Origin of the sequence: Hymenobacter roseosalivarius DSM 11622 (assembly GCF_900176135.1) — a bacterium.
Taxonomy (GTDB): domain Bacteria; phylum Bacteroidota; class Bacteroidia; order Cytophagales; family Hymenobacteraceae; genus Hymenobacter; species Hymenobacter roseosalivarius.
The window spans coordinates 1-23,925 of record NZ_FWWW01000036.1; the positions used below are offsets into that span (position 1 = coordinate 1).

Below are 23,925 nucleotides of genomic sequence, written 5' to 3' on the forward strand. Positions count from 1 at the left end.
TACTTAAACTAAAACCGACCCCGTAACGTTAACGTTTCGGTGGGGCTTTTTTACGAACTATCCAACTTTCGCAGCATTTGCTTTCAGATGCCTTCTGAACCCCATGAGAAAAGCTTTATTCTATACCTACTACAGCAAAAGGCTTAGTGCCATAGTAATAGCATCAATTGCTGTGCTCACCCTGCTGCCATTCGTCGCCTTATGCTGGTATGCTCATCCCTCGGGTGATGACTTTCTCACTGCCAATGATGTCCGCAAGCATGGGCACTGGGGTTACATAGCATTTATGTATATGCAATGGACGGGCAGATATACGGCCGCTGCACTCTGGGGGCTGGCTAACCCAGTGGCCTATGGCAACACCACGGAAGACTATGGGCTGGTATGCTTACTCATTTTGCTGCTTTTACTCGGTGCGAGTTATGTGCTGTTCCGCGCTCTGCTGGGCGAGCATTTAAAGAGAAAGTATTCATGGCTGGGAAGTGGCGTGTTTGTAGCACTATTTTTACTTCAGATGCCCAGTCCGGCCGAAGGGTTATACTGGATTGCTAGTGCTTACAATTACCTGCTGCCAGCTTCCTTAACCTTGGTTTTGTTGGCCGTATTAGTCCACCATGCCAGCACCCCGACTCAGGCGGCCAGACGCAAATGGCTACTGATAAGTGCCCTGCTGACGGTGCTAGTGGTAGGCAGCAACGAAACAATATCTCTACCGCTGCTAATCTGGGTGCTTAGTTTTACGGCGCTACGCTATATACAGCAACGCCGCCTAAATTGGGAGCACCTATTCCTTTGCGCTGTGTTAATAGCCGCTTGTATAGTGGCGTTTGCAGCTCCTGGCAACTACGTACGGCTTAACCAAGCTACTCGCTACATCGGGTTGCTGGATTGTGTACATCATGCCGCTTCGGCAGCCTACCGCTGCTTAATTGACTGGACGGGCAACGGGGTGCTACCAGCCATCACGCTGCTACTTATGCCCCTCGGCTACCGATTAAGCCGCATACCAGACCTACCACTAAATCGTGTGGCCCAAAATCCCTTTTTTATTGGTCTCTTAATGGTCGTTTCAATGGTAGTTGTCTTAACGATGGGTTACTCGATCAGCAACCACCTAATGCCACTACGGGCCCTTAATGTATTGTATCTGTTTTTTTTGGTGGGCTGGTTTCTGCATGCCTATGCCTGGGCCCGATTCATGTGGCAACGCTTCAACTGGTTGCCACATTCAATTTCCACTCTTATTCGGTGGGCACTCGTTGGCTGGTTGTTTTTCGGGGTCTTTATGACTTCCCAATTCCGCGTGCGTGTCAACCGGCAACAAAACAATGTTGTTGTCGCCTATCAAGACTGGTTGGGCGGTGCCGCCGCACGCTATGATGCTCAGCTAACAGCTCGTTATAAGTATCTGCGGGCCTCATCGCTCCAGGAGGAAATAGTAGAACCATTACTGAATCCGCCCAGGTCTATTCTTTTTCTCGATCTTGGCCGTAATCCCAAGGGTTGGGTGAATCTGGCTTATGCAGAGTTTTTTGGTAAAGCCAGCATTCAAACTAGCGCTAAGTAGCTACTCCTTTACTCATTAAGCTGAAATTGCTCGCCGCGCAAATACATGCTTTTCAGCAACGGACATACTTTATAGCGCTCCTCATGGGTATCCTCCCACAGCGCTTTCAGCACCTCATACACCCGACTAACCCCGATCAGATTGGCCCACTCAAACGGCCCGCGCGGGTAGCGGGTACCCAGCTTCATGCTCTTATCAATATCCTGAATGCTGGCCGTGCCCTCCTGCAAGGTATAGCAGGCCTCGTTGATAATCATGCAAATAACCCGCGGCGTGACCAGGCCCACGCGGTCTTGCACCACGCGGTAGTCGGTGCCCAGGGCAGCGCAGGTTTCGGCCAGCTGGGGGGCATTTTCAGGATTAGGTGAGCTGACTTCTAGGAGCGGGCGGTTCAAGAGCGTAGGTAAGCCGCAGAATCCGAAAATGGAGGAATACCTTTTATTTAGTAAAGTAACTGCGTTGCCAGAAGCTTCCACGAAGTAGGGCTTCTGACCTTTATTATCTAAAACAAAGGGCCACAAGTCTTCACTAAAAGAAAATAGGACATCGGCAGTCGCTAGTACCTCAGAACCCTGCTGTTCAAGCACTTCCCTGGTAGCAGCAGTTTCAGGTGGGTCTAGAGTTAGGAAGCTGTACTCGTGCATCGGTCCAAACTTCTGGCGGAACTCCGCTTCTGCGTGGCCACCATCAATAATCAGCAGGTGCATATTTTCTCGTAAGTTTCGGCTTAAAGATACCTTCCTTCCTCACAACCCTACCAAAATGCCCCCCACCATCATTTATTCCGCCGACGCACCGGCGCCCATCGGTCCTTACAGCCAAGCCATTCAGGCCGGCAACACAGTCTACGTTTCGGGTCAGATTGCGCTGGATGCGCACACGGGCCAGCTCGTGGGCAACGGCGACGTAACGGCCGAAACGCACCAAGTAATGCGCAATCTACAAGCCGTGCTTCAGGCTGCGGGCCTCACCCTACGCGATGTGGTAAAGTGCAGCATCTTCGTCAAAGACCTCGGCAATTTTGGTCTCATCAACGACATCTACGGTAGCTATTTCGACGCCGATTACGCACCCGCCCGGGAAACGGTAGAGGTAAGTCGCTTGCCCAAGGATGTGCAGGTAGAGATTTCCTGCGTAGCCGTGCAAGCCTGATAGGATATCGGGGAGCATAGTGTATATCTTGGCGAAGCTACCTATACTTTACACCACCGTCAGATGAAAGAACTGGGCCTCGGATTATTCATTATTGGCTTATTATCACTGTTTTTGCCCTTCCTGGGGTTGAAGTTTATTTTGCTGGCTTGGATAGACCAATGGGGTACCACTGTAGCGTGGTTGATCCGCGGCGGCGTTACGCTGCTGGGCCTTGTTCTCTATCTCACTTACCGCAACCGCGACTAGCTCCGCCGGTGCAAGCGTTGTCGATCGGCTACAAAACCGCCCGCGCCAGCCGGCGTCGGGCGGTTTTGTCGTACCTTCGCGCCGCGTTTTTTTAGTCTGAGCGCGAATTTTTGTTTGTATGGAAAGAGAAGTTCGGGTGCGATTTGCGCCCAGCCCCACGGGGCCGCTGCACATTGGCGGCGTGCGCACGGCGCTCTATAATTATTTGCTGGCCCGCAAGCTGGGGGGCAAAATGCTGCTCCGCATCGAGGATACCGACCAGAACCGTTTTGTACCCGGTGCAGAGAAGTACATCATGGAGGCCCTGCGTTGGGCCGGCATCGAAATTGACGAAGGCCCGGAGCAGGGCGGCCCCCACGCTCCTTACCGCCAGAGTGAGCGCAAGCCCATGTACCGGCAGTACGCCCAGCAGCTCATCGACAGCGGCCACGCTTACTACGCCTTCGATACGCCCGAGGATCTGGACGTCATGCGCGCCCGCCTCACGGCCGCCAAAGTGCCCAATCCGCAGTACAATGCCATCACGCGCAACCAGATGCGCAACTCGCTTACCTTGCCTGAAGATGAGGTAAAAGAGCTGCTGGCCACCGACGTGCCCTACGTTATCCGCCTCAAAGTGCCCCGCAAAGAAGAAGTGCGCTTTCAGGATCTGATTCGGGGCTGGGTCGTGGTGCATTCCTCGGCCATCGACGATAAGGTGCTGATGAAGTCGGATGGAATGCCGACCTACCATTTGGCCAACATCGTGGACGACCATCTGATGGAGATTACCCACGTTATTCGGGGCGAGGAATGGCTGCCTTCGGCGCCGCTGCATGTGCTGCTGTACCGCTATCTGAGCTGGGAAAGCACGATGCCGCAGTTTGCCCACTTGCCCCTGCTGCTCAAGCCCGATGGCACCGGCAAGCTCAGCAAGCGCGACGGCGATAAGCTCGGTTTCCCCGTTTTTCCGCTCGAATGGCATGGCCAGGATGCCGAGACCGGCGAGCCTACCATTAGCAGTGGCTACCGTGAGAGCGGCTATTTGCCCGAGGCATTTATCAACTTTCTGGCGTTTTTGGGCTGGAACCCCGGTTCGCAGCAGGAGCTGTTTACCATGGACGAGCTGATCGAGTCTTTCTCGATTGAGCGCGTGAGCAAGTCGCCGGCCCGCTTCGACCAGAACAAGGTGCGCTGGTACAACGAGCAGTACCTGCGCGCCAAGCCCGACACCGAGCTGGCGCAGTACCTGCTGGCCGCCTTGCGCGAGCACAACATCGAGTGCTCGGAGGAGAAAGCAGTTCAAATTGCCGGCGTGATGAAGGAGCGCGTGACGTTTCCCCAGGATTTTTGGCGTGAAGCGCAGTACTTCTTCCAAGCCCCCACTTCGTATGATGAGCAGGTGATTGCCAAGAAGTGGAATGCGCCTACCGCAGCCGCGCTGGCCGAGTTTGCCCGCGAGCTACCTGCCTCCTCTGATGTCTCACCCGATGGAATCCGAGCGTTGCTTACGCAGGTGCTCGAGCGGCAAGGCATTAAGATTGGGCAAGTGCTGCAAGCGCTGCGCGTAGCGGTAACAGGCGTCACCGCCGGCCCCGACCTGATGGCGACGATGAGCATTATCGGGACCGCCGAAACTGCACAACGCATCGAAACTGCCGTACAGAGGTTGCCGCAATAAGGCAGACGTAGGGGCGGTATTCTTTGCTTCCGCTTCTTTCCGCATCCACTATAGGGGCCGCGCCGTATTGCTATGGGGCGACCTTTGCGTTTTGGAGCAGGGTGCTGTAACCTAACCCACCGAAAACGGACGACGATATGGCTAAGAAACCCGTCAAAAAAAGAAAAACGACCCGGAAAAGAAGGCTCGGGTACACAAAGACCTGGAAGGCTTTGAGATAAAAATCAATCCGTTGGGCGAAATCACCTCGACCTATACCATTGAAGAAGTCAACCAGTTTTTGAATCGCCATGTGCGCGACAAGAAGCTGGTGAACCGCGATGGGCAGTTCGGCGAGAAAATCGAGGAAGACGAGGCGTTTCCGCTGGAAGAGGGTGCGCCGGAGCCGGAAGAATCAGAAGAGGACTTTATGCGCCGCACGAGCCGCGAGGCGAAGAAGCCTAAGAAGCCAACGGCCGGCGCGGCGGACGATGAAGAAGACATTCCGACTACTGAATCAGCGGAGTAAAAAAAGCCCCCGGATTATTCCTGGGGGGCTTTTTTGTGCTAGCACAATGCGACCCCCCGCGTTAAATCTCTGCCTCCTCTGCGGGAACCGTCGTTCAACGAATTTAGCCCGCAGAGGACGCGGAGGAAGGCGCAGAGGTTCGCAGTGTGCTGATTGCATTTGCTAAGTCGTTGGAGCTGGCAATCATAGCATTTTGCTATACTTGAGAAACTTTTGCTCTTCTCTCTTTCTCTATGCAATCTCACGACGTAGACTACCGCATTCTGGGCAACGATATTCAGGTACTCGAAGTAGAGCTCGACCCGAATGAAACCGTCATTGCTGAAGCCGGCGCGATGGTGTACATGGACGAGGCCATTGCTTTCGAGACGAAGATGGGCGACGGGTCGGAGCCCGACCAGGGACTGATGGGCAAGATTTTCTCGGCCGGGTCGCGCATGCTGACTGGCGAGTCGTTGTTTATGACGCACTTCACGCACCGTGGTGGCTCTGGCAAAAGCCGGGTGGCCTTTTCGGCACCTTATCCCGGCACCATTCTCCCGCTTGATTTGCGTATGCTGCCGCAGGGCTTAATCGTGCAGAAGGACGGGTTTCTGGCGGCGGCGCGCGGGACCAAACTCGCTATTCACTTCAACCGTCGCCTAGGAGCAGGCTTTTTTGGCGGCGAAGGCTTTATCCTCCAAAAGCTCACGGGCGATGGCAAAGCCTTTATTCACGCCGGCGGCACCATTATCGAGAAGCAACTCAACAACGAATTGCTGCGCGTCGATACGGGTTGCGTGGTCGCTTTCGAGCCCAGCATCGACTTCGATATTGTCCGCGCCGGGGGGCTAAAATCGATGATTTTCGGCGGCGAGGGGCTGCTGTTGGCTACTCTGCGCGGCACGGGCAGAGTATGGCTTCAATCGATGCCCGTTAAGAAATTGATTCAGGCGCTTATGCCCGCTGGCGGTAATGCCAGAAAAGAAAGTGGTGGCCTGTTCGGTAGCTTACTTGATGAGTAGACCGCTCTCATGTAAGGTTACACCTTAGCCACTAAGGCGTAACCTGAATACTATTCTATTACGCGCGTTTGTTAGCTACCGCTAAGCTGCGTGGCTATAAAGCCAATGCTAATTACCAAGGTACAAACCAAGACGCCTATCAACCCCATGGTTAAGATGGCACTTAGCGAAGAAAGGTCCCCCTTATCAGAGGTAGAGTTGCGACGGGAAACATAGGAGCGGGAGCGGGCAGTGGGGGCGGGCACAGTGTGAAGTCTAATCGTTCGAGATTTGCACAAAGTCAATACCTGCGCAATATATCAACAATAATGCCGTCTAGAATAATTATATCTCATCTTTCTTTTTACTCATTTACTGTACCTCAACCTTGGCTTCTACGCTCAACCTCAGTTACATAAGAGTTTAAAGTTTTTTAACCGCCTGTAACTTACCCGTATTGTACGTTTCTACTTTCTCCGGCTGGCCATTGGGCGAGTACGAAGTCCAGTCGCCAAGCCAGTAGAAATGGGCATCGTTAGCGTCGGTTTCGAATTGTGCTTGGCCACGTTTTGCCACCCGGCCATTGGGATGATAGTAGGTAATAAGCTGCCGCCCAGCCGGCCGCCGCAAGTACACTTCCTGCCGCTCAAGCAGGCCCGACAGACCGTAATAGCGCCAGCGCCCAACTGGCTGGCCATGCTTGAAGCGCCCCTTGGTACCTATTTTCTTATACTGCTCATCATAATAGGCGTTCCAGCGGCCGTGCCGCTCGCCGGTGCGGTCATACTCATTTAGCGACCAAAATCCGATAGGCAGCCGGTTGCGGGAAGGGGCAGTAGAAGCCGAGCTAGCGCAGGAGGAAAGCGCTATTCCCCAAATTAGCAGGCTGAGTAGCTTACGCATGCAGTACGAGTTGAGATGAATGCCAAGCAACAACAACGCACAATGCGCCGCTGGGAGTTTCACTTAGTGCCGCGCATCTTTCTAAATCAGTTATTTCTCGACAACGAGCTGCTGCTCTGCTTATAAAGTCTTCAGAATCTCGTCGAGTAGCTCCCGGGAATTACTTAAGCGGGGTACTTTATGCTGGCCGCCAAGCTTGCCTTTGCTAGCCAGCCAACGCTCAAACGTGCCCGCCGGGGCCACGGTAAGCTGGGGCGGGGCTAATGCCAAGTCGCGGTGACGCTTGGCATCGTAGTCGGAGTTGAGTTGGCGTAGGGCTTGGTCTAGTATAGCAACGAACTGGTCGGGGCTGGGGGGCAAATTTGTGAACTCAATGAGCCACTGGTGCCCGCCGCGGGAAGTAGCAGAGGCATCGAAGTAGATGGGGGCAGCGGTGTAGTCGCGTACGGTGGTACCCGTGGCTTTGCAAGCGGCAGCAATAGCAGTGTCGGCATTTTCAATCACGACTTCCTCGCCAAAGGCATTAAGAAAGTGTTTGGTACGCCCCGTGATGCGGATACGATAAGGTGCCAGACAGGTGAAACGCACCGTGTCGCCGATTTTGTAGCGCCACAGGCCGGCATTGGTACTGATTACCAAAGCGTAGCTGCGCCCTAGCTCTACCTCCTCAAGCCGGAGGGTGCGCGGGTTTTCGGCCTCAAACTGGTCGGCAGGAATGAACTCGTAATAAATGCCGTGGTCGAGCAGGAGCAATAAGTCTTCCGAATCGGGCTCATCCTGTACGGCAATGTAGCCTTCGGAGGCATTGTAAATCTCAAGGTAACGCATCCGCTCGTGCGGAATCAGCTCTTTAAACAGCGCCCGGTAGGGACCAAAGGCTACCGCGCCGTGCAGAAACAGGCGTAGGTTGGGCCACACCTCCGTAATGTTATCAGCGCCGGCCAGGGCCGTGACGCGCCGCAGCAGGAGCATCATCCAGGTGGGCACGCCCGCCAAGGTAGTCACATTGACGTGCTGCACATGGCGCGCAATGCGCGCAATTTTCTCTTCCCACTCATCCAGCAAGGCTAGCTCCAGGGGGGGGTGCGCAGAAACTCGGCCCAACGAGGCAAATTCTGCATGATAACGGCCGACACGTCGCCGACGCGAGAATCGGAGTCGTCGGGACGAAAAGGATTGGGGCCGTGCGTGCCGCCCAGGGACAAGGTTTTGCCCCCCAGTATCCGCTCCGCTGGATACAGAGCCGTCGCCAGAGCTGTCATGTCGCGGCCGGCGCGGTAGTGGCCCGCCTCCAACGATTCGCGGGTGACGGGAATGTACTTGCTCCGCGCGTTGGTAGTACCACTGGATTTGGCAAACCACGTCACGCGGCCGGGCCATAGCACATCGGCTTCGCCCTGCAATACGCGCTCAATGGCTGGATATAGATCTTCATAACTGCTTACGGGCAGGCGCTGGGCTAGCTCACGACCGTCGAAGCCATCAGCGAAGCCGTAGCGCTGCCCCCATTCCGTAGCCCGTGCCGTATGCAGCAGGCCTCGTAATAACTCGCGCTGTACCTCGTGCGGGTGGTTCCGAAAGTGGTTGATAGCAGTCAGTCGCCGCTGCACGGCCCACGTCAAGACGGAATCAATCATGGAGGTAGGTGGGATTGAGCGGTAATTTGACGGATAGTTACAAACAAAAAACCTCTCGTATCAAGCTTTGCCTGACGCGAGAGATTTAGCACTAACTGCGAACCACCGCTATATTTTACGCTTATACTCGAAATGCTTGCCCAGGTATACCCGGCGTACGGTTTCGTCGGCGGCCAGCTCCTCGGCGGTGCCGGCTTTCAGCAGCTTTCCTTCAAACAGCAGATACGCCCGATCCACGATGCTAAGCGTCTCGTTCACGTTGTGGTCGGTGATGAGAATGCCGATATTCTTGGTTTTGAGCTTGGCCACGATACTTTGAATCTCCTCCACGGCAATGGGGTCAACGCCGGCGAAGGGCTCATCGAGCAGCACGAATTTGGGGTCGACGGCCAGGGCGCGGGCAATTTCGGTGCGGCGCCGCTCTCCGCCGGAAAGCACTCGGCCCAGGTTTTTGCGGACGTGGGTAAGGCTGAACTCGTTGAGTAGCTCCTCCACTTTATCGCGCTGGGCTTGCTTGGGCAAATTGGTCATTTCCAGCACGGAAAGGATATTTTCCTCCACCGTCAAATCACGAAATACCGAAGCTTCCTGCGCAAGGTAGCCCACGCCGCGCTGGGCCCGCCGAAACATGGGCAGCTTGGTGATATTCTCATCGTCGAGGTAGATTTCGCCCGAGTTGGGTTTCACCATCCCTACAATCATGTAGAAGCAAGTAGTTTTACCAGCCCCATTCGGCCCCAGCAAACCCACAATTTCGCCCTGCTCCACGGTCACGCTCATGTCATTGACCACGGTACGGGCCTTGTAGGTTTTGATCAGGTGGTCGGCGCGTAGAATCATGGAGTAAAGGTAAGGGGGGTAGCGAGTTTTAAACTCAGCGGTCATGCTGAGCAAAGCGAAGCATCTCGGGTGTTAAAGTGAGGTTACTAATACACGACTGCACGCGAGATGCTTCGACAGGCGGAGGCCAAATCAAGCAGAATCGCCTTCATTGCTCTTGACTTGATTACGCTTTCGGAGCCAGCAGCTGCGTACGCAAAGCCTGCTGAGCGGGCGTGGGGGCAGGAGCAGCTTCTACTACATTGGTCAGCTCTACCTCAAACTCCTGGGGCGTGGCCTGGCGCTCCTGGGGGGCTTTTTGGTCTTTGGATTGAAAGCGCACCTTCACCGGCGCGGCCGAGGTGGGCTCTACCAACGGGCGCAGGAGCTTTTCGGCATTCGACATATCCAGCTTGGTGCCATTCACAGCCAGAATTACGTCGTCGTCTTGCAGGCCGAAAGCGTTCTGATCGGGCGCGGTGGAGGCTACCTTGAACTGTTGCTTTTCCGTGTCGTAGCCAAAGCCCAAACGACCAAAGGCCAGTACTTTGCTTTGCTCCGTAGGAGCGTAGCGCCAGCCTATTTTGGCGAAGTACTCGGCGTAAGGCAACGGCTGACTGCCGATGACATACTGATCAAAGAACTGCTGAAGCTGCGGGTTAGTCAGAGCTACGATTTCCGGGATCAGCTGACTGTCCTCGAAGGAACGCGTAGGGCCATATTTCTGGCGCAGCGTCAGGAGCACGTCGCGCAGGCTCTGGCGGCCCTGGCTTAGCTCCTGAATGCGGATATCGAGCAACAGGCCAATCAAAGCGCCTTTTTCGTACACGTTCTGGTACATATCCTTGTAGGGGGGCACGAGAATATTGCGGCTCATTTCCGTGAACGACACATCTTTGAACTTAGCGGCGTTGTCGATTTTCTCCTTCATCTTTTCCCGGAATGCGTCGGGGGTTACCAGGCCGCCGCGCACCTGCACCAGCTGAGCAAAGTATTCCGTTACTCCCTCATACAGCCACAAGTGCTGCGACATTTTGGGGTCGCGGAAGTCGAACTCGCCGATTTCACGGCTGTGAATATTAAGTGGAGCCAGCATGTGCAAAAACTCGTGCGAGGCCACTTCCTGCACCATACCGCGCAGGCGCGCCGAGTCGGGAAACTCGGGCAGGAAGTACACCGAGGAGTACGAGTGCTCCATGGCCCCAAAGCCGCCGTCTTTGCTGATCAGCGGCGAGCCGAGAGCGGGGAAATACATCAGGAAATGATATTTCGGCACCGGCATTTGCCCAAAAAACTGCGTCAAGGCCTCCGCCATCGGGCGCATGATTTCGCGCACGTCAGCCGCCTTTATCTGCCCCGTTTCCGATACTACCGATACGCCAATGCGGGCACCGCCCGTGGCGAAGCTGGTCGTATCGGGGCGACTATAGAGGATGGGGCCATCAGCCAGATCAACGTAATTGGGCGCGGTGAATATATCCTGGGTGGGCGTGGGGGCCTTTTTTTCCAGGGAAGTAGCGCCATAGAGGTCGGCAGGCTTGGCCACGGTTACCTGGTAAGGAGCCATTTTGTAGCCCTCCAGGTAGCCGTACAGCCCGTAATGGTTGAGCACGTAGTTCTGGCCTGCTTCGAAGTTCGTGCCGCCCGGCTGGAAGATATAATCGTCGCCCTGCTGGGCATCCCAGGTATCATCGACCAAGTATTCGAGGCGGGCTAACCCTTTGGCTTTGTTGATGACAAACAGGTTAGGATTCGGCTGCGTGACTTTCAGCGCTTTGCCTTTTTTGTCAAAGGCCTTGAAGTTGGTCACAAAGCGGCCGTAGTCTTTTTTGGAGTAAGAGCCGGGCACCACCGAAGGCATTACGTAGGAGACTTGCGCCTCTTTCACGGGCGGCGTATTGACAACTACCCGCACCTGATCATTGGCCACATTCTGCAAATCGACGGCAATCTGATAGCCCGCAGGAGCTGGCTGCTGGGCCGGAGCCGCGACAGTAGCTGCTAATCCAAGCCCAAGGGCAAGACCAAGAATTTTCATGCAATAAGGGTATCGGGGAATGAAAGGAGCGGTTAAAACGAGCGCACAAGGTATACATTGCGCTCCTCGAATTCTTCCCAACGTAGAATAGCCGGGTCGGATTCCCTACCCTGCGGTTTGGCGCTGATTACACCCTTAATTTGCCCCTAGAATGGCCCATTTTACCACCGTTAGTCGCTATGCGCTTGGGTTGCTCCTCGTGGTGGCCGGATTGCTGCATTTTGTGGCACCGGGGCCTTATGTGCGCATTATGCCGCCGTATCTGCCAGCTCCGCTCCTGCTGGTGTATCTGAGTGGCCTCTGCGAAATCGGGCTGGGACTCGGGCTGCTTTTCCGACAGACCCGGCGTTGGGCAGCTTGGGGCGCGGTGGCGTTGTTTATAGCCGTGTTGCCTGCTAACGTGTATATGGCGCAGGTGAATGGCTCGTTATTCCATTTGCCGACGTGGCTCGTATGGGGCCGGCTGCCTTTGCAACTGGTGCTGATTGCCTGGGCGTGGAGTCATACGCGAAAGGAGTAGCCCTTCGCTTCCTGACCTCTGCACCGTTGAAGAAAAACCGCTGGGGGACTTTTTTCGATGACCACAACGATTCACTAAGAAGCTGTTTGAGTTGGCTTTTCGGACCGGTAGAATGAGGTAGAGACGCAATATTTTGCGTCTCCTCGCGCGTGAATCGTGCAACGGCGAGACGTAAAATATTGCGTCTCTACCTCGTTTAGCCACTTGGCAGCTAACTCAAACAGCTTCTAAGCTGACGCTGGGCATCGTACTTTTGCCCCCAAGGGCTCTATTTCGCTTTATGTCAACTACGCTATCGTCTTCTTCTACTCGCTGGCAGCGTTTGTTGCATCACCCCGCTACCCTTCCGGCGGTCTACACGCTGCTGACGGTAGTGGCTACGGTAGTGCAGTTTCTGAAAAGCAGCAATCTGCCTTACACCAACTATAACAACTACATCATCTTCCGCAACGCGTTTTACCACCTGCTGCAAGGTCAGGATATGTACGTTCTGCACTTAGTAGAGCAGTACGATTTGTATAAATACAGTCCCACTTTCGCCCTGCTGATGGGACCATTTGCGGTGCTGCCCAATTTTATAGGATTGCTGGGCTGGAATGCGCTGAACGCCGCCGCCCTCTATTGGGCTGTGCAGCAGCTCCCTACCATCGACATTAGGGCGCGACGTGTAGTATTATGGCTGGCGGCCATCGAGCTGCTGACTTCCATGCAAAATGCCCAAAGCAACGGCCTTGTGGCCGGGCTTATCATTGGGGGAGCCGTAGCGCTGGAGCGTGCTCGGCCAGGGCGAGCGGCGTTGTGGCTTTTGCTGAGTGTGTTCGTGAAGCTCTTTGGGCTGGTAGCTTTCGTCCTGTTTTGGCTGTATCCGCGCCAACGGGTACGTTTCGTAGTGTGGTCGGTTGGGTTAGGAATCGGGCTGGCGCTGCTGCCGTTGGTGGTAGTGCCGCCCGCAGAGCTGCTGGCCCAATATCAAAGCTGGGGCCGGATGCTGGCCGCCGACCATTCAGCCTCTTTTGGCTTGTCGGTGATGGGATGGCTGGAAACCTGGTTCGGATTTTTGCCCCCCAAGACGGCCGTGGTGCTGGTGGGGGCGGCGCTGTTTTGCTTACCGCTGCTGCGTTTCAAACAATACCAGCACGCCGCGTTTCGGACGGGGTTGCTGGCGGCCGTATTGCTGTGGGTAGTCGTGTTTAATCATAAGGCGGAGTCGCCCACGTTCGTTATCGCGGTGGCGGGCGTAGGGCTGTGGTGGAGCTTACAGCCCAGCCGGCGCTGGCCCGATCTGGCGCTCCTGCTCAGCGTCGTGTTGTTCACCGTCCTCTCCCCTACCGATCTGTTTCCGCGCTTCCTGCGTAAGGCGTACGTGGTGCCTTATGTGCTCAAGGCAGTACCCTGCATCTTCGTTTGGGCGCGCCTGACGGTGGAGCTCCTAACCCGTGATTTTGCCCCCCGGCTCACTTCAGCCACCGAAGCACCTGCTACAGCGGTGCCCGCCGCTTCTCTTTCTGTTTAGCTTCTTCCCTTTCCCATGCCCCCCGAATACGCTCAATTATTGATGAAGCTGGTCAAGTATGGGGTAGTGGGAGGCTTTGGGGTAGCCGTCGATTTCAGCTTGACTTATCTGGCCAAAGAGAAGCTACGGCTGAACCCGTATGTGGCCAATGCTATTGGCTTCAGCGTGGCTACCTGCATCAATTTTTTCCTGAACCGCATCTGGACATTTCGAAGCCATGACCCGGCCATCCTTGGTCAGTTCGGCTATTTTGCGCTGGCGGCCATTATCGGATTAGGCCTCAATACCCTGCTCCTGCGCTGGCTGTATCAGCGCTGGAAAGTGCCGTTTTACGTGGCTAAGCTGATTTCTACCGGCGTGGTGGTTATCTGGAACTTCGTGATTAACGCGTTTTATACGTTTGCTTAGTCAGGAAGAAATAGCCAGCTACTTGTAGTGTTGCTGACCTTCTCCGCCAGCGCTCAAATTATTACCGATTCAATCGCCGCTACCGCCGCCCGCGACTCTTTATTGCGGATAGCCAATAACGCCCGGCGTTTCGCCGTGTCAGCACCACGCACCGCTATGTGTCGGCACGTAGTACGGGGCTACTACACCATGCCTAATGGTACAGCTTCACGCGGGCAAAAAGCCTGGGAACAGGTCACAAAGACCTATCTGAGTGGTGCTACCAATGAGCGGTACACTGGCTACACCGAAAACGGGCTGATCGTATTGCGCGAACGGCGGCATAATGGTTCCATTACGTGGCTGAAGCTACTTCCTTACCAGGTAGTCAACGGACAAAACGCCGCTAGGCCTGGTGGAAGTACTAGTGGTGATTATACGCGTGAAGGCTATGTGCGCTGGGGGCCAAAATTGTATCTGGTGCCCCGCCTGACGGCGGAGCGGTAAGGACATCCGCTGGGCGAACCAAAAGCTGCCTCTACTCTTCCCAACGAATATCCTTCAGTCGCAGCTGCAGGCTTTTTACGCCCCGGAACTCGTTCATTTCCACGGTGTAGCACACGCTGAATGGCTCCCCCTGCATGATGCGCTCGTGGTATTCGCCCAATCCAAAACCGATGGCATCTATGGTGCAATGCCCATCCTGGGTGAGTGTGAGCTTGAGGTGAGAATTGCCAACAATACGCGCGGAATGGCGCACGATATATACATTCCGGGACTCAAATACCGGGTTGGAATTGCCTGGTCCGAAAGGCTCCATCTGCCGCAGCAGGTTGAAGAAGGCCGGCGTTACATCACTTAGCTTCAACACGCAATCAATATCCACGGGCGGGATGAGCTGCTCGGGCTGGATGCGGCCGGCTACTATTCGCTCAAACTTTTCGCGAAAGGCCGGCACATTTTCGACGGGCATGGTAAGGCCAGCGGCGTACATATGCCCCCCAAACTGGTCGAGCAGGTCGGCGCACTCTCCTATGGCCTCGTGCACGTCGAAGCCGACCACCGAACGAGCCGAGCCGGTGGCTTTGCCGTCGTTGCTGGCCGTCAGGATGATGGTCGGGCGGTAATACTTATCGAGGCAGCGCGAAGCCACGATGCCCACCACGCCTTTGTGCCAGTCCTGCTTGAAGAGCACCGTGGCGCTGGCCGTGCGCAGCCCCGCGTCGTCTTCAATCATTTGCAGCGCCTCTTTAGTCGTGCTGGTATCGAAGCCGCGGCGCTCCTGGTTGGTTTGATCCACCACGCCGGCTTTTTCTTTGGCTTCTTTCTTGGTTTGGGCCAGCAGCATGGCCACCGAGCGCTTGGCGTCGCCCATACGGCCGGCCGCATTGATGCGGGGGGCAAATCCGAACACCAGACTCGTAATATTCAGCTCATTGACCCCCATCCCGGCCAGCTCGCGCAGGGCATCCAGGCCAGGGCGCTGAGGACGTTGGGGATCATTGAGCAAGCGCAGGCCGTGGTAGGCCAGAATACGGTTTTCGCCCGTAATCGGCACAATATCGGCCGCGATGCTCACGGCCAACAGATCGAGCAGCTCATGGAGCGGCTCTTCATCCAGACCAAGATGCTCGCCCAGCGCCTGCATCAGCTTGAAGCCTACGCCGCAACCTGATAGCTCCTTGTACGGGTACTCACAATCGGTGCGCTTAGGGTCGAGGACGGCCACGGCGGGGGGCAATTCCTGGCCGGGCAAGTGGTGGTCGCAGATGATAAAATCGACGCCTCGCGTGGTGGCATAGGTTACTTTATCCACCGATTTTACGCCGCAGTCCAGCGCGATAATGAGCGCGTAGCCGTGCTGAGCGGCGTAGTCGATACCCGTTTCCGATACGCCATAGCCTTCCTGGTAGCGGTCGGGAATGTAATAGTCGATGCGCTCGGGGCCGAAGAGCGGGAGCAGATACGAGTACACCACCGCCACGGAAGTAGTGCCGTCCACGTCGTAGTCGCCAAATACCAGCACCCGCTCGCCTTCGTGCAGGGCGCGCACCAGACGCGCTACGGCGCGGTCCATGTCGCGCATGCGCAGAGGGTTGGGCAACTCGTGCAGCACGGGGCGGAAGTAGGCGCGGGCGTCCTCAAAAGAACTTACCTCTCGCTGGCAGAGCAAGCTAATGATGGCCTCGTTTACACGCAACGCATCGGCCAACTGCCGCACGGTAGCGGGCTCAGGCACGGGCTTGCGAATCCATCTCTTTTCCATACTAGTCGGCGGGCGTCGATTATAGCAAACGACGACTTCAAAAGTAAGCAGAAAAACGCCGCCTCGCCCACTAGTGCGTATTTTTACCCCCAGCCTTTTGCTCCTGCGTTTTATGAAAAAGCTCCGTGCGTTTTACCAGCAATACCGACAATACATCCTCACTGATGGGCTGATGTACCTGGTTTTCATCCTGTTTATTGTGCTGCTGTTCGTCTTCTTCTCTTAAAAAGGCCTGGTTTGGCAGCGCTGGTTAGAACAAAAAAGCACCTTTACGGTGGAAGTGAAGTAAAGCTAAAAAGGCCTCCACCTGACGCAGGCGGGGGGCTTTTTAGCTTTACGAATTATCCCCGCGCAGCTTGCGGAAGCGCTTGCGGGCCTCGGCCACGTAGATACTGCCGGGGTACTTGGTCAGCACCTGATTGTAGAGCTCCTGGGCTTTGGCATTGTCTTTCAAATCTTCCTCCATAATAGTGGCTGTCAGGAAAAGGGCATCGTCGCTGAGCACGTCGTATTTGGGGTTGCCGGTAATGCGGCTCAGGGTCGTAATGGCCCCTTGGTAGTCGCCGGTGCGGCGCTGGAGCTGGCCTTTGAGGTACCAGGCATCGTCGGTGAGGGCATGGCCGGGGTACTTCTGCAATAGGTTATCGAGGCCCTTTAAGGCTTCCGCCAGCTTATTCTGAAACACGAGCTGCTCCACGGCCGCATACTCGCGCAAAGCCACGCCGGACGTGTCCTGGGCGGTATTATCGGTGATGAGCAGACTGAGCTGCATGGCATCATTGGCGATTTCGCGGCTGGTGGCTTGCTTGAGAATGTCGAGGTGGCTTTGGGCCAGCTTGAAGTTGCCGGCGTAGTAGTTCAGGCGGGCGTTGCGCAGCTTGGCATCGTAGCCCACGGGCGAGTCTTTATGCGTTTTTTCGACCTGCGAGTACAACAGCGTGGCTTCCCAGGGCTCATTGCGCAGCAGGTAGATGTCAGCCAGGTTGAGCTTGGCGTCGTCCACCACGTTCAGGCTGGCGCGGGGCATATCGATTACCTGCTGGAGCAAAGTCATGGCTTTGGGCTTGTCGTCGAGCTGAAAAGCGTAGAGCGTAGCCATATTGCGCAGCACCGGTGCGGTTTCGGGCGTGCGGCCCAGCTCGGTCAGCACTTGTTCGTACTCGGTAATGAGGCTGCGGATTTTGGCTACATCTATCGGAAAGGTGTTGCGCACCTGCTCCTCGCGGGTTTGCACCAAGCGCTGCCGGGCCACGGGGTAAAACGGCCCCTGGCGGTGCTCCCGAATGACGTACTCGTAGCCGGCGATGGCGCTTTCGTAGTCTTTGTTGCGCTGGGCAATAGCGGCGAGGTCCAGCACGCGGCCACCTTCGGCGCGGGCACGGCGGTCGAGGGCTTTGGCCTGCACCAGGGCCCCGGTGAAGTCGCGGCGCTGCACCTGCAGCCAAAGCAGCAGCTCGCTGTACACGGCCTGATCGGGCTGCTGCTGCACGTTCGTAAGCAGGATTTTCTCCAGAGCCTCAAAATCTTTTTCTTCCCGCAGGCTGTTCTGGAGCATATTGCGCACGAAGGGTAGCTGCTGATCGTCGTCGCGAATAAGGCGCAGAGTTTCGGCCATCAGGGGGGCATTCTGCCCGCTCTGGGTGTAGAGTTGAATAAGCTGAGGGGCAAATTCGGTTTCATTGCCGGCTAACTGGCGGCCGCGCAGGTAGGTTTTCTCGGCCCACTCCGGAAGCTTGCGCTTCATAAACTCGGTAGCTACGGGTACCACCTGCTCACCGGTGAGCTGACTTATCACCCGCTCATACTGCTTAGTCGCAGCTGCCTGGTCGCCGCTGGCGGTATAAATGCCCCCCAGCAGCACTCCGTAGCTTACTTCCTTGGGCTGCTGCCTAACTGCTTTCTTCACCAGCTTCTCGGCGTCTTTGTGGCGCTTCAGGCTTTGCAGGGCGCTTACGTAATCGGGCAGCACATTGGGAGCTAGCTGCTCATCGGCACGCAAGCGGCCAAAGAGGAAAGCGGCTTTTTCATTTTCGCCCTTGCGCACGTACTCGCGGGCCAAGGCAATGTCGCCGCCTTCCTGCTGAGCACGCAGAGGCGCTGACAGCGTCATGCCTAGCAGGACCAGAAGGAGGGAACGAAACTGACGAAGATTCAGGTAAAGCATAGCAGCGGATTGGAGGCATGTGCAAATAACTGGCTACGCGCTAGTTTCATTTCACTACCGAGAAAAAACTAATGCAATGACTGAGTAAAAGATCGCAATAATCTATTTAGCAGAACGTCACACTTTGCTTGGTCCCGCGTGAGGCTCAATGGATACTGTGGTAGATACCCTCAACAAAAAGGGTCGCATGAGCGACCCTTTTTCAATGAATTAGCAACGCTCGACTTAAAAGAACTTCGTGCGCTCGTCTTTGATGTTGGCATTAGCTTTTACGGCCTCGTAGATGGCACCATCGGTGCGAGCGATGCGCTGGCTGGCAAGCTGCTGGCGCACTGCTTTCAGATCGGCGGGGGCAGCAGCGGGCGTGATGCTCACGGGCTCCACAATCACGACGCCTTGCTCACCCTGGATGGGGGCTGACTTCTGGCCGGGCTTCAGCCCAAACACTTTACCAACCGCTACTGGCTCGCCGCCTAAGCCCTGAATGATGCCGGAGCTGAGCACTACCTCGTTAGCCGTTTTTACCTGGGCCTGTGCACCGTAAGCGGCGGCAATCTGCTCCAGTGTGCCGGTCTTACCCTTCAGCTTCTCCATAATCTGCTGGGCCTTCAGGTCGTTGCGAACGGCCGCGGTCAGCTCGGGACGGACGCTGGCTACATCGGCAATGCCTTTGGTGCGCTCACCGGTGAGGGCAGCAATCACATACTGGTCGCCGATTTCGAATACCTCCGATACGTCACCTACTTTCGTGGTCTGACCACCCTGGCCGGCACCATAAGCCCAGCGTACGAGCGCGCGGGCACCCTGTAGGTTGCTCACGGCCTGGTCGCCGCGACCCAAACCTTTGACCTCCTGCTTTTGCAACGACTTATCGGCAGCCACTGCTTTGCGGAAGGACTCCAAATTGGTGGCGGCACCTTTCAGCTCCTGGGCCTTCTGGTAAGCAACCTCGCGGGTAGCATCGCTCGAAACGAGGTTCTTCTGCACAGCGGCTACCTGGTACGTCTGCGTGGTTTTGGGAGCCGTGATTTTGATAATGTGGTAGCCGAAAGAAGTCTCAACCGGATTGGGCAGCAGGCCAACGGAAGTAGCGCCGAAGATGGCTTTCTCAAACTCAGGTACCATGCGGCCCTGCGAAAACCAGCCTAGGTCGCCACCGGTAGCAGTCGTACCATCGGTGCCGTGCTGGCGGGCCATGGCGGCAAAGTCAGCGCCCCCCTTTATTTGGGCCAATATACTTTTGGCTTTAGCTAGTGCGGCAGCTTTGGCTTCGGGTGTGGTGCCTTCGGGCTTAATGAGGATGTGACTGGCGCGGGCGGCTACCTGCGTACCGGCTTTCTGACCAGTTATCTTGTAAATGGAGTACACGCTGCCTTCAGCGTAGGGGCCGTACACCTGGCCTACCTGCAAAGGAAGCTGCTCACGGAGCTTCTCGGGCAAATCGCCGGGCGAGAGATAAGCACCGCTATAAGGCTGGTCGGAGTTGAGCTTGGCAAACAGCGAGTCATTAGGAGCCGTGCGGAACTGAGCAGTTAACTGATCAACCGAAGCCCGCACGGCGCTGCTGTCTTCTTTCGAAGCCGTAACCGGAATAGTCACGTACTCGATGGAGCGCCCGTCTTCCACTTTGTAGCGGCCTTTGTTTTTATCGAGGTAAGCCTGCAATTGAGCGTCCGTTACTTTCACCGCCGAATCCGAAATGGAGAAGTACGGCACGATGAGGTAGCGCAGGTTGGCGCGGGTGTTCTGGGCTTCGTGGAAGCGCTTGGCCTCGGCTGAGGTCACGTAGGTGCTCAGCTTGAGCAGGTTGTTGTACTTCGTAGCCAAGCGGTCAGGGGTCAGGCCATTTTCGAAGTTAGTCCACTGGTCCCGAGCCTGGGGGGGCAATTTGTCTAGGTTCTTCAGGTACTCAATTACCTTGGCGCGGTCGAACTGACCGGTCTGTGGGTCGGAGAAGGCCTGACGAATGCTGGGGTGAATATTGCGGCCCTGCACCATATCGGTCAGCTCGTCGTCGGATACTTCTAACCCGAGCGCGTCGAATTGCTCCTTAAAAGCGATGCGGTAGATGGTCTGGTTCCAAGCCTGGTCGCGCAGGTAGCCGAGGGTGTTTTCGTCGGGCTGGCGGCCCTGCTGAGCGACAAAAGCCTGCTTGGCTTGCTCCAGGGTGTTGTTGAAGTCGGTGAGCTCCACTTTTTCGCCGGATATCTCTCCTACCGTATTATCGTTACGATTGAAGAGGCGGTTCTGGCCCGAAATCAGGTCGCCGCCGATAATGAAGAGCAGCAGGCCAATGACGATGGCGCCGACGGCCCAGCCCGATTTTTCTCGAATCGTGTTAATTAATGCCATGTACTTGAAAAAAAGCGCAGTATAGAAAAGTGGAAAGAGTCGCAAAATAACCAGAATCCGCCGGACATTCAAAGCTTTGCGCCAGAATGCCCCCCGGCAGACGATTGCCTAGCGGCGGCCTTTCTTGCGGGGAGCAAGGTTGCGCGACTGGGATTTGGTGGGTGCAGCCTTCGTTGGCGCTGTTGGGCCCGGTGTTTCGTCTTTGGTTTGGCTCAGGTAACGGTACCACATCATGCAGGCAAACGACACCATAAACAGCCAATAATTGCGGGATATTCCCTCCAGGCTATTAAGGACGACGGTTTCGTAAACCCCAATCACTAGGGCTACTACCGCCACGGAGAACAGCACGGTGCGCCCCATTGCTCTATCAAATTGAAAATCCATGTGGTTGCTTAGCTGTAAACCAACGGGCTACGCTGGCAATTTGTAGTAGTCGCTTAAAAAGCCCCCAGCCAAGTAGGCAGCATTTCACTAGCGCCTGAGTGGGTATTTTATTACTCCTCTACCGGCGCTTCCACGGTGAAAACGCCTGCGGGCTTAAGAATTTTGTAGCGCGAGAAATCCTGGTTGGCCGTCAGACCGGTACCCGTCAGAATCTCGGTGGGCGTTTCGACGCGCACGAATTTCTCCGTGTAGATAATCGCTTTCTGCTTGTCGTAATACAACTCTTCGGAGTTCATCTTTTGCTTTTTCTCCTCGTTGCTCACCCGTACGTCATTGCGTACCAGATAAAGATTTTTGGCTTTATCATACCGCCCGTATTTGCCTTGCAGGGTGTTGACGATAGCGCCACTCTTTGAGTAAAACGTCACCTTCATGCCCTTCGGGTACACCTGGTCGCCGCTCTCAAATTGCTGCGATACTGGAGCCGTGAGCTTGATTTGCAGCTTGGCCGAGTCGCTGACCAGCATAGTCACATTGGTAGCTTCCAGTAGCGGCCCATTGTACACCACCTTCTTTTTGACCTCGGCTTCGTTCTTCTGGCAGCCCGTACTTAAACCGGCCACTACCAAAATGCCCCCCAGGAGCTTCATCCAACCACGACTACGCGTCAGCATGAGTGTACAGCGGTTATTCAATGCGCCGCTTGATAAACCAGCGGTTGTTCAGGCTTAGGCCCAACTGCACCCGCACGTAATCCTCGCGCACGTTGCCGTTGGGGTTATCCACGTTGGGGTCAGTGTTGCCGCGCTGTCCGTAGGTGAAGGCCAGGTTCATGCTGGCAGCTTCCAAAGCCGTAGCCGACGGCACGGGCAACGTGAAGCCCCAGCTTATGGCGCGGTCGTAGAGCGTCTGGCCGGCGGGCCGATACGGCAACTGCGCGGCGCTGATGCCGGCGCGGTAGGTTACGCGCTTGAAGTAGCTATCAACGGAGGTTGGGTCGGGGGTATATTCGCCCCCCAGCCCTACACGCACGGTATTATCCAAGACGATGCCAGTAGTAGCGCCGCCGGCTATGCCAAACGAGCGGAACTTCGACCATTGCTGATGCGCCACGTCGAGGTTGGCACTGAAGTTTTTGTTGTTGTCGATGCTGAGGCCGAACTGGGCCATGGCGGGCACGCGGGCCTCCCCCTTCTGGCTATCTTCCAACTGAATACGCTCCAACTGATTACCAGCTACGTCTTCGCGGTCCAAGGAAGTGTTGCGCACCCCGTTTATGCTCGACCGGAAGGTATAAACGCCCCCCAGGTTATAGTTGAACTTGCTGTTGATAGTGCCCCGGTAGTGCGCCGCCCCCCGAAAGGTGAAATCGGAGTAGCGTACGTGCTCCAGCAATACCACGCTGGCCAACTGCGTCACATCGGTAACGTCTGGGGGTGCCACCTGAGTAGCTACGCGCTGATCGATGCTACCGAATACATACGCCGCCGTACCGCCCACCGTCAGGCCCTTAGCCACGCGGTATGCTTGGCCCAAGTAAGCTTCCGTCAGGCCACCTTCGCCCTGGAAGCGCTTGAGCACGCGCGTTCCGGCGGGCCCATTAGCTACGATTTCGACTACGTTGCTCTCATAATCGACGGCGCTGTAAGGCTTCAGGCCCACCGCGCCAGCCCAACTTTTGGACAGCGGCACGGCCAGCGCCAGGTAGCCCAGCGTACCGCTCCCGTCACGCTGGGAGTTGTTCTGATTACGAATGGTCTTGATTTGCCCGTTTATAGCCATTTCGTAGGTCGTACGGGCCGTGTAATAGAGCAAAGCAGGATTCAACTCGTTTATATGAATGCTGTTGGGCGCGGCCAGACCGACACCGCCCATTCCCTGCTGCCGCACCCCGCCCGTATTCAGGTTGGCATCGCCCAGACCCAGACGCGAGTACGGCGAGTTGCCGAGCCCTTGTCCCTGGCTGTGCGGCGCTGTTGCCAAACTCATCAACCCTACACCGATCAGGCCGGCTAATTTATTCTTCCACATAGTCAATGGTATGCACCAAAATTCGGTGAAGCCCGAGCAGCACGAGTTCGGGAATTACAAAGATAGGGCCTTTGAGCCGCGATTGAAAAAAGGCCGCGTCGCCACCCGCCAGGAGCACCCCCAAAGCGGGCCGCTGCGCGCGGTACTGATCAAGTATTCCATTAACTTCTGCCACTGCCCCATTGAGCACCCCACTCCGAATAGCCGACTCCGTATCATTACCAGTCAGCGGAATCCCAGCCGTCAGATCGGGGGGCATTTCCAGGTACGGCAGCCGGCCCGTAAACGTGTGCAGGGCCTGAAAGCGCAGCCGCAGCCCCGGCGCGATACTCCCGCCCCGAAAGGTATGACCGCCTTCGACCCAGTCGCACTTGATGGCCGTGCCCGCGTCGACAATGAGCGAGTCGCGGCCCGGCCGTAGCCACGCGGCCCCCACCGCCGCCGCCAGCCGATCGACCCCGAGGGTTTGGGGAGTAGCATATCCATTACGAATGGGCAGAGGCGTAGAAGCCGGTCTAAACTCTACTATTTGCCCCGATACCAGGGACCGTAAATCAGCAGCCCATATATCTGTTGGCCCCGCTACCGATGCCAGAATAACGTGCGCTGGCTTCCACCGTTCCACGACCTCGCCTACCTGCTCTCTGGTCTGAACAATGGCGGTTTCGCGCAGTACATCGGCCTCAAAGCAACCGTATTTCACGAAGGTGTTACCAATGTCGAGGGTGAGAGTAAGCATGAAAAACAGGGCTTTACTGACGATACTGGCGTAGTCAGTTCTTCTTAAGA

At 56.1% G+C, this 23,925-nt stretch carries 23 protein-coding genes; 10 read left to right on the plus strand and 13 right to left on the minus strand.

What is annotated here, in order from left to right; genetic code table 11:
• Positions 1-103: 103 nt before the first annotated feature.
• Positions 104-1,567: a DUF6056 family protein gene (locus B9A24_RS01950; protein WP_084443447.1), complete on the plus strand. Its 1,464-nt coding sequence runs from the start codon at positions 104-106 to the stop codon at positions 1,565-1,567.
• A gap of 8 nt (positions 1,568-1,575) precedes the next feature.
• On the opposite strand, the gene B9A24_RS22555 is transcribed toward B9A24_RS01950, so the two are convergent.
• Positions 1,576-1,962 carry a 3-hydroxyacyl-CoA dehydrogenase family protein gene (locus B9A24_RS22555; protein WP_234996911.1) on the minus strand — a complete coding sequence of 129 codons (387 nt, stop codon included), beginning with the start codon at positions 1,960-1,962 and terminating at the stop codon, positions 1,576-1,578.
• A gap of 367 nt (positions 1,963-2,329) precedes the next feature.
• On the opposite strand from B9A24_RS22555, the gene B9A24_RS01960 reads away from it, so the two are divergent.
• The 5 genes from B9A24_RS01960 (at position 2,330) to B9A24_RS01980 (ending at position 6,140) form a co-directional block, all read left to right on the plus strand.
• A complete protein-coding gene (locus B9A24_RS01960; RefSeq protein WP_084443449.1) occupies positions 2,330-2,719 on the plus strand; it encodes a RidA family protein in 390 nt (129 codons plus the stop codon).
• 63 nt (positions 2,720-2,782) lie between these two features.
• Positions 2,783-2,968, plus strand: coding sequence for a hypothetical protein (locus B9A24_RS01965; RefSeq protein WP_084443450.1), 186 nt, complete (start codon positions 2,783-2,785; stop codon positions 2,966-2,968).
• Positions 2,969-3,086: 118 nt separating this feature from the next.
• Complete coding sequence (gene gltX / locus B9A24_RS01970; protein WP_084443451.1) at positions 3,087-4,628, plus strand: glutamate--tRNA ligase; 1,542 nt, start codon at positions 3,087-3,089, stop codon at positions 4,626-4,628.
• 232 nt (positions 4,629-4,860) lie between these two features.
• The gene (locus B9A24_RS01975) at positions 4,861-5,136 is read left to right on the plus strand and encodes a hypothetical protein (RefSeq protein WP_143434704.1); all 276 of its coding nucleotides are present in this window, start codon (positions 4,861-4,863) and stop codon (positions 5,134-5,136) included.
• A gap of 233 nt (positions 5,137-5,369) precedes the next feature.
• Positions 5,370-6,140, plus strand: a complete 771-nt coding sequence (locus B9A24_RS01980) for a TIGR00266 family protein (RefSeq protein ID WP_084443452.1) — start codon at positions 5,370-5,372, stop codon at positions 6,138-6,140.
• Between the two features lie 402 nt (positions 6,141-6,542).
• On the opposite strand, the gene B9A24_RS01985 is transcribed toward B9A24_RS01980, so the two are convergent.
• From B9A24_RS01985 to B9A24_RS02000, 5 genes are all read right to left on the minus strand, one after another.
• Positions 6,543-7,022: a toxin-antitoxin system YwqK family antitoxin gene (locus B9A24_RS01985; protein ID WP_084443453.1), complete on the minus strand. Its 480-nt coding sequence runs from the start codon at positions 7,020-7,022 to the stop codon at positions 6,543-6,545.
• Between the two features lie 120 nt (positions 7,023-7,142).
• Complete coding sequence (locus B9A24_RS23050) at positions 7,143-8,126, minus strand: GH3 auxin-responsive promoter family protein (protein ID WP_317044212.1); 984 nt, start codon at positions 8,124-8,126, stop codon at positions 7,143-7,145.
• Positions 8,090-8,659, minus strand: coding sequence for a GH3 family acyl-acid amido synthetase (locus B9A24_RS23055; protein WP_317044213.1), 570 nt, complete (start codon positions 8,657-8,659; stop codon positions 8,090-8,092). The genes B9A24_RS23050 and B9A24_RS23055 overlap by 37 nt, the downstream gene beginning before the upstream one ends.
• Positions 8,660-8,767: 108 nt before the next feature.
• The gene (gene lptB, locus B9A24_RS01995) at positions 8,768-9,499 is read right to left on the minus strand and encodes an LPS export ABC transporter ATP-binding protein (RefSeq protein WP_084443545.1); all 732 of its coding nucleotides are present in this window, start codon (positions 9,497-9,499) and stop codon (positions 8,768-8,770) included.
• 166 nt (positions 9,500-9,665) lie between these two features.
• Entirely contained in the window at positions 9,666-11,516 is a 1,851-nt protein-coding gene (locus B9A24_RS02000) for a M61 family metallopeptidase (RefSeq protein ID WP_084443454.1), read from the minus strand.
• A gap of 151 nt (positions 11,517-11,667) precedes the next feature.
• On the opposite strand from B9A24_RS02000, the gene B9A24_RS02005 reads away from it, so the two are divergent.
• The 4 genes from B9A24_RS02005 (at position 11,668) to B9A24_RS02020 (ending at position 14,443) form a co-directional block, all read left to right on the plus strand.
• Entirely contained in the window at positions 11,668-12,036 is a 369-nt protein-coding gene (locus B9A24_RS02005; protein ID WP_084443455.1) for a DoxX family protein, read from the plus strand.
• Between the two features lie 280 nt (positions 12,037-12,316).
• Positions 12,317-13,549 (plus strand): glycosyltransferase family 87 protein, encoded by a 1,233-nt coding sequence (locus tag B9A24_RS02010; RefSeq protein WP_084443456.1) that lies wholly within the window; start codon positions 12,317-12,319, stop codon positions 13,547-13,549.
• Positions 13,550-13,564: 15 nt separating this feature from the next.
• Positions 13,565-13,957 (plus strand): GtrA family protein, encoded by a 393-nt coding sequence (locus B9A24_RS02015; RefSeq protein ID WP_084443457.1) that lies wholly within the window; start codon positions 13,565-13,567, stop codon positions 13,955-13,957.
• A gap of 30 nt (positions 13,958-13,987) precedes the next feature.
• Positions 13,988-14,443 carry a hypothetical protein gene (locus tag B9A24_RS02020; RefSeq protein ID WP_143434705.1) on the plus strand — a complete coding sequence of 152 codons (456 nt, stop codon included), beginning with the start codon at positions 13,988-13,990 and terminating at the stop codon, positions 14,441-14,443.
• 31 nt (positions 14,444-14,474) lie between these two features.
• Here the strand turns inward: B9A24_RS02020 and recJ are convergent, their stop codons facing one another.
• From recJ to B9A24_RS02055, 7 genes are all read right to left on the minus strand, one after another.
• On the minus strand, positions 14,475-16,202 hold the full coding sequence (gene recJ, locus B9A24_RS02025) for a single-stranded-DNA-specific exonuclease RecJ (protein WP_084443460.1): 1,728 nt from the start codon (positions 16,200-16,202) through the stop codon (positions 14,475-14,477).
• 334 nt (positions 16,203-16,536) lie between these two features.
• Positions 16,537-18,366 (minus strand): tetratricopeptide repeat protein, encoded by a 1,830-nt coding sequence (locus tag B9A24_RS02030; RefSeq protein WP_084443462.1) that lies wholly within the window; start codon positions 18,364-18,366, stop codon positions 16,537-16,539.
• A gap of 225 nt (positions 18,367-18,591) precedes the next feature.
• Positions 18,592-20,718, minus strand: coding sequence for a peptidylprolyl isomerase (locus B9A24_RS02035; RefSeq protein ID WP_143434706.1), 2,127 nt, complete (start codon positions 20,716-20,718; stop codon positions 18,592-18,594).
• 108 nt (positions 20,719-20,826) lie between these two features.
• Positions 20,827-21,105 (minus strand): hypothetical protein, encoded by a 279-nt coding sequence (locus tag B9A24_RS02040; protein WP_143434707.1) that lies wholly within the window; start codon positions 21,103-21,105, stop codon positions 20,827-20,829.
• Between the two features lie 110 nt (positions 21,106-21,215).
• On the minus strand, positions 21,216-21,779 hold the full coding sequence (lptC, locus tag B9A24_RS02045; RefSeq protein ID WP_084443466.1) for an LPS export ABC transporter periplasmic protein LptC: 564 nt from the start codon (positions 21,777-21,779) through the stop codon (positions 21,216-21,218).
• Between the two features lie 13 nt (positions 21,780-21,792).
• Positions 21,793-23,136: a BamG family beta-barrel-assembly machinery protein gene (locus tag B9A24_RS02050; RefSeq protein ID WP_143434708.1), complete on the minus strand. Its 1,344-nt coding sequence runs from the start codon at positions 23,134-23,136 to the stop codon at positions 21,793-21,795.
• Positions 23,123-23,875 (minus strand): type III pantothenate kinase, encoded by a 753-nt coding sequence (locus B9A24_RS02055; RefSeq protein WP_084443470.1) that lies wholly within the window; start codon positions 23,873-23,875, stop codon positions 23,123-23,125. The genes B9A24_RS02050 and B9A24_RS02055 overlap by 14 nt, the downstream gene beginning before the upstream one ends.
• Positions 23,876-23,925 lie beyond the last annotated feature (50 nt).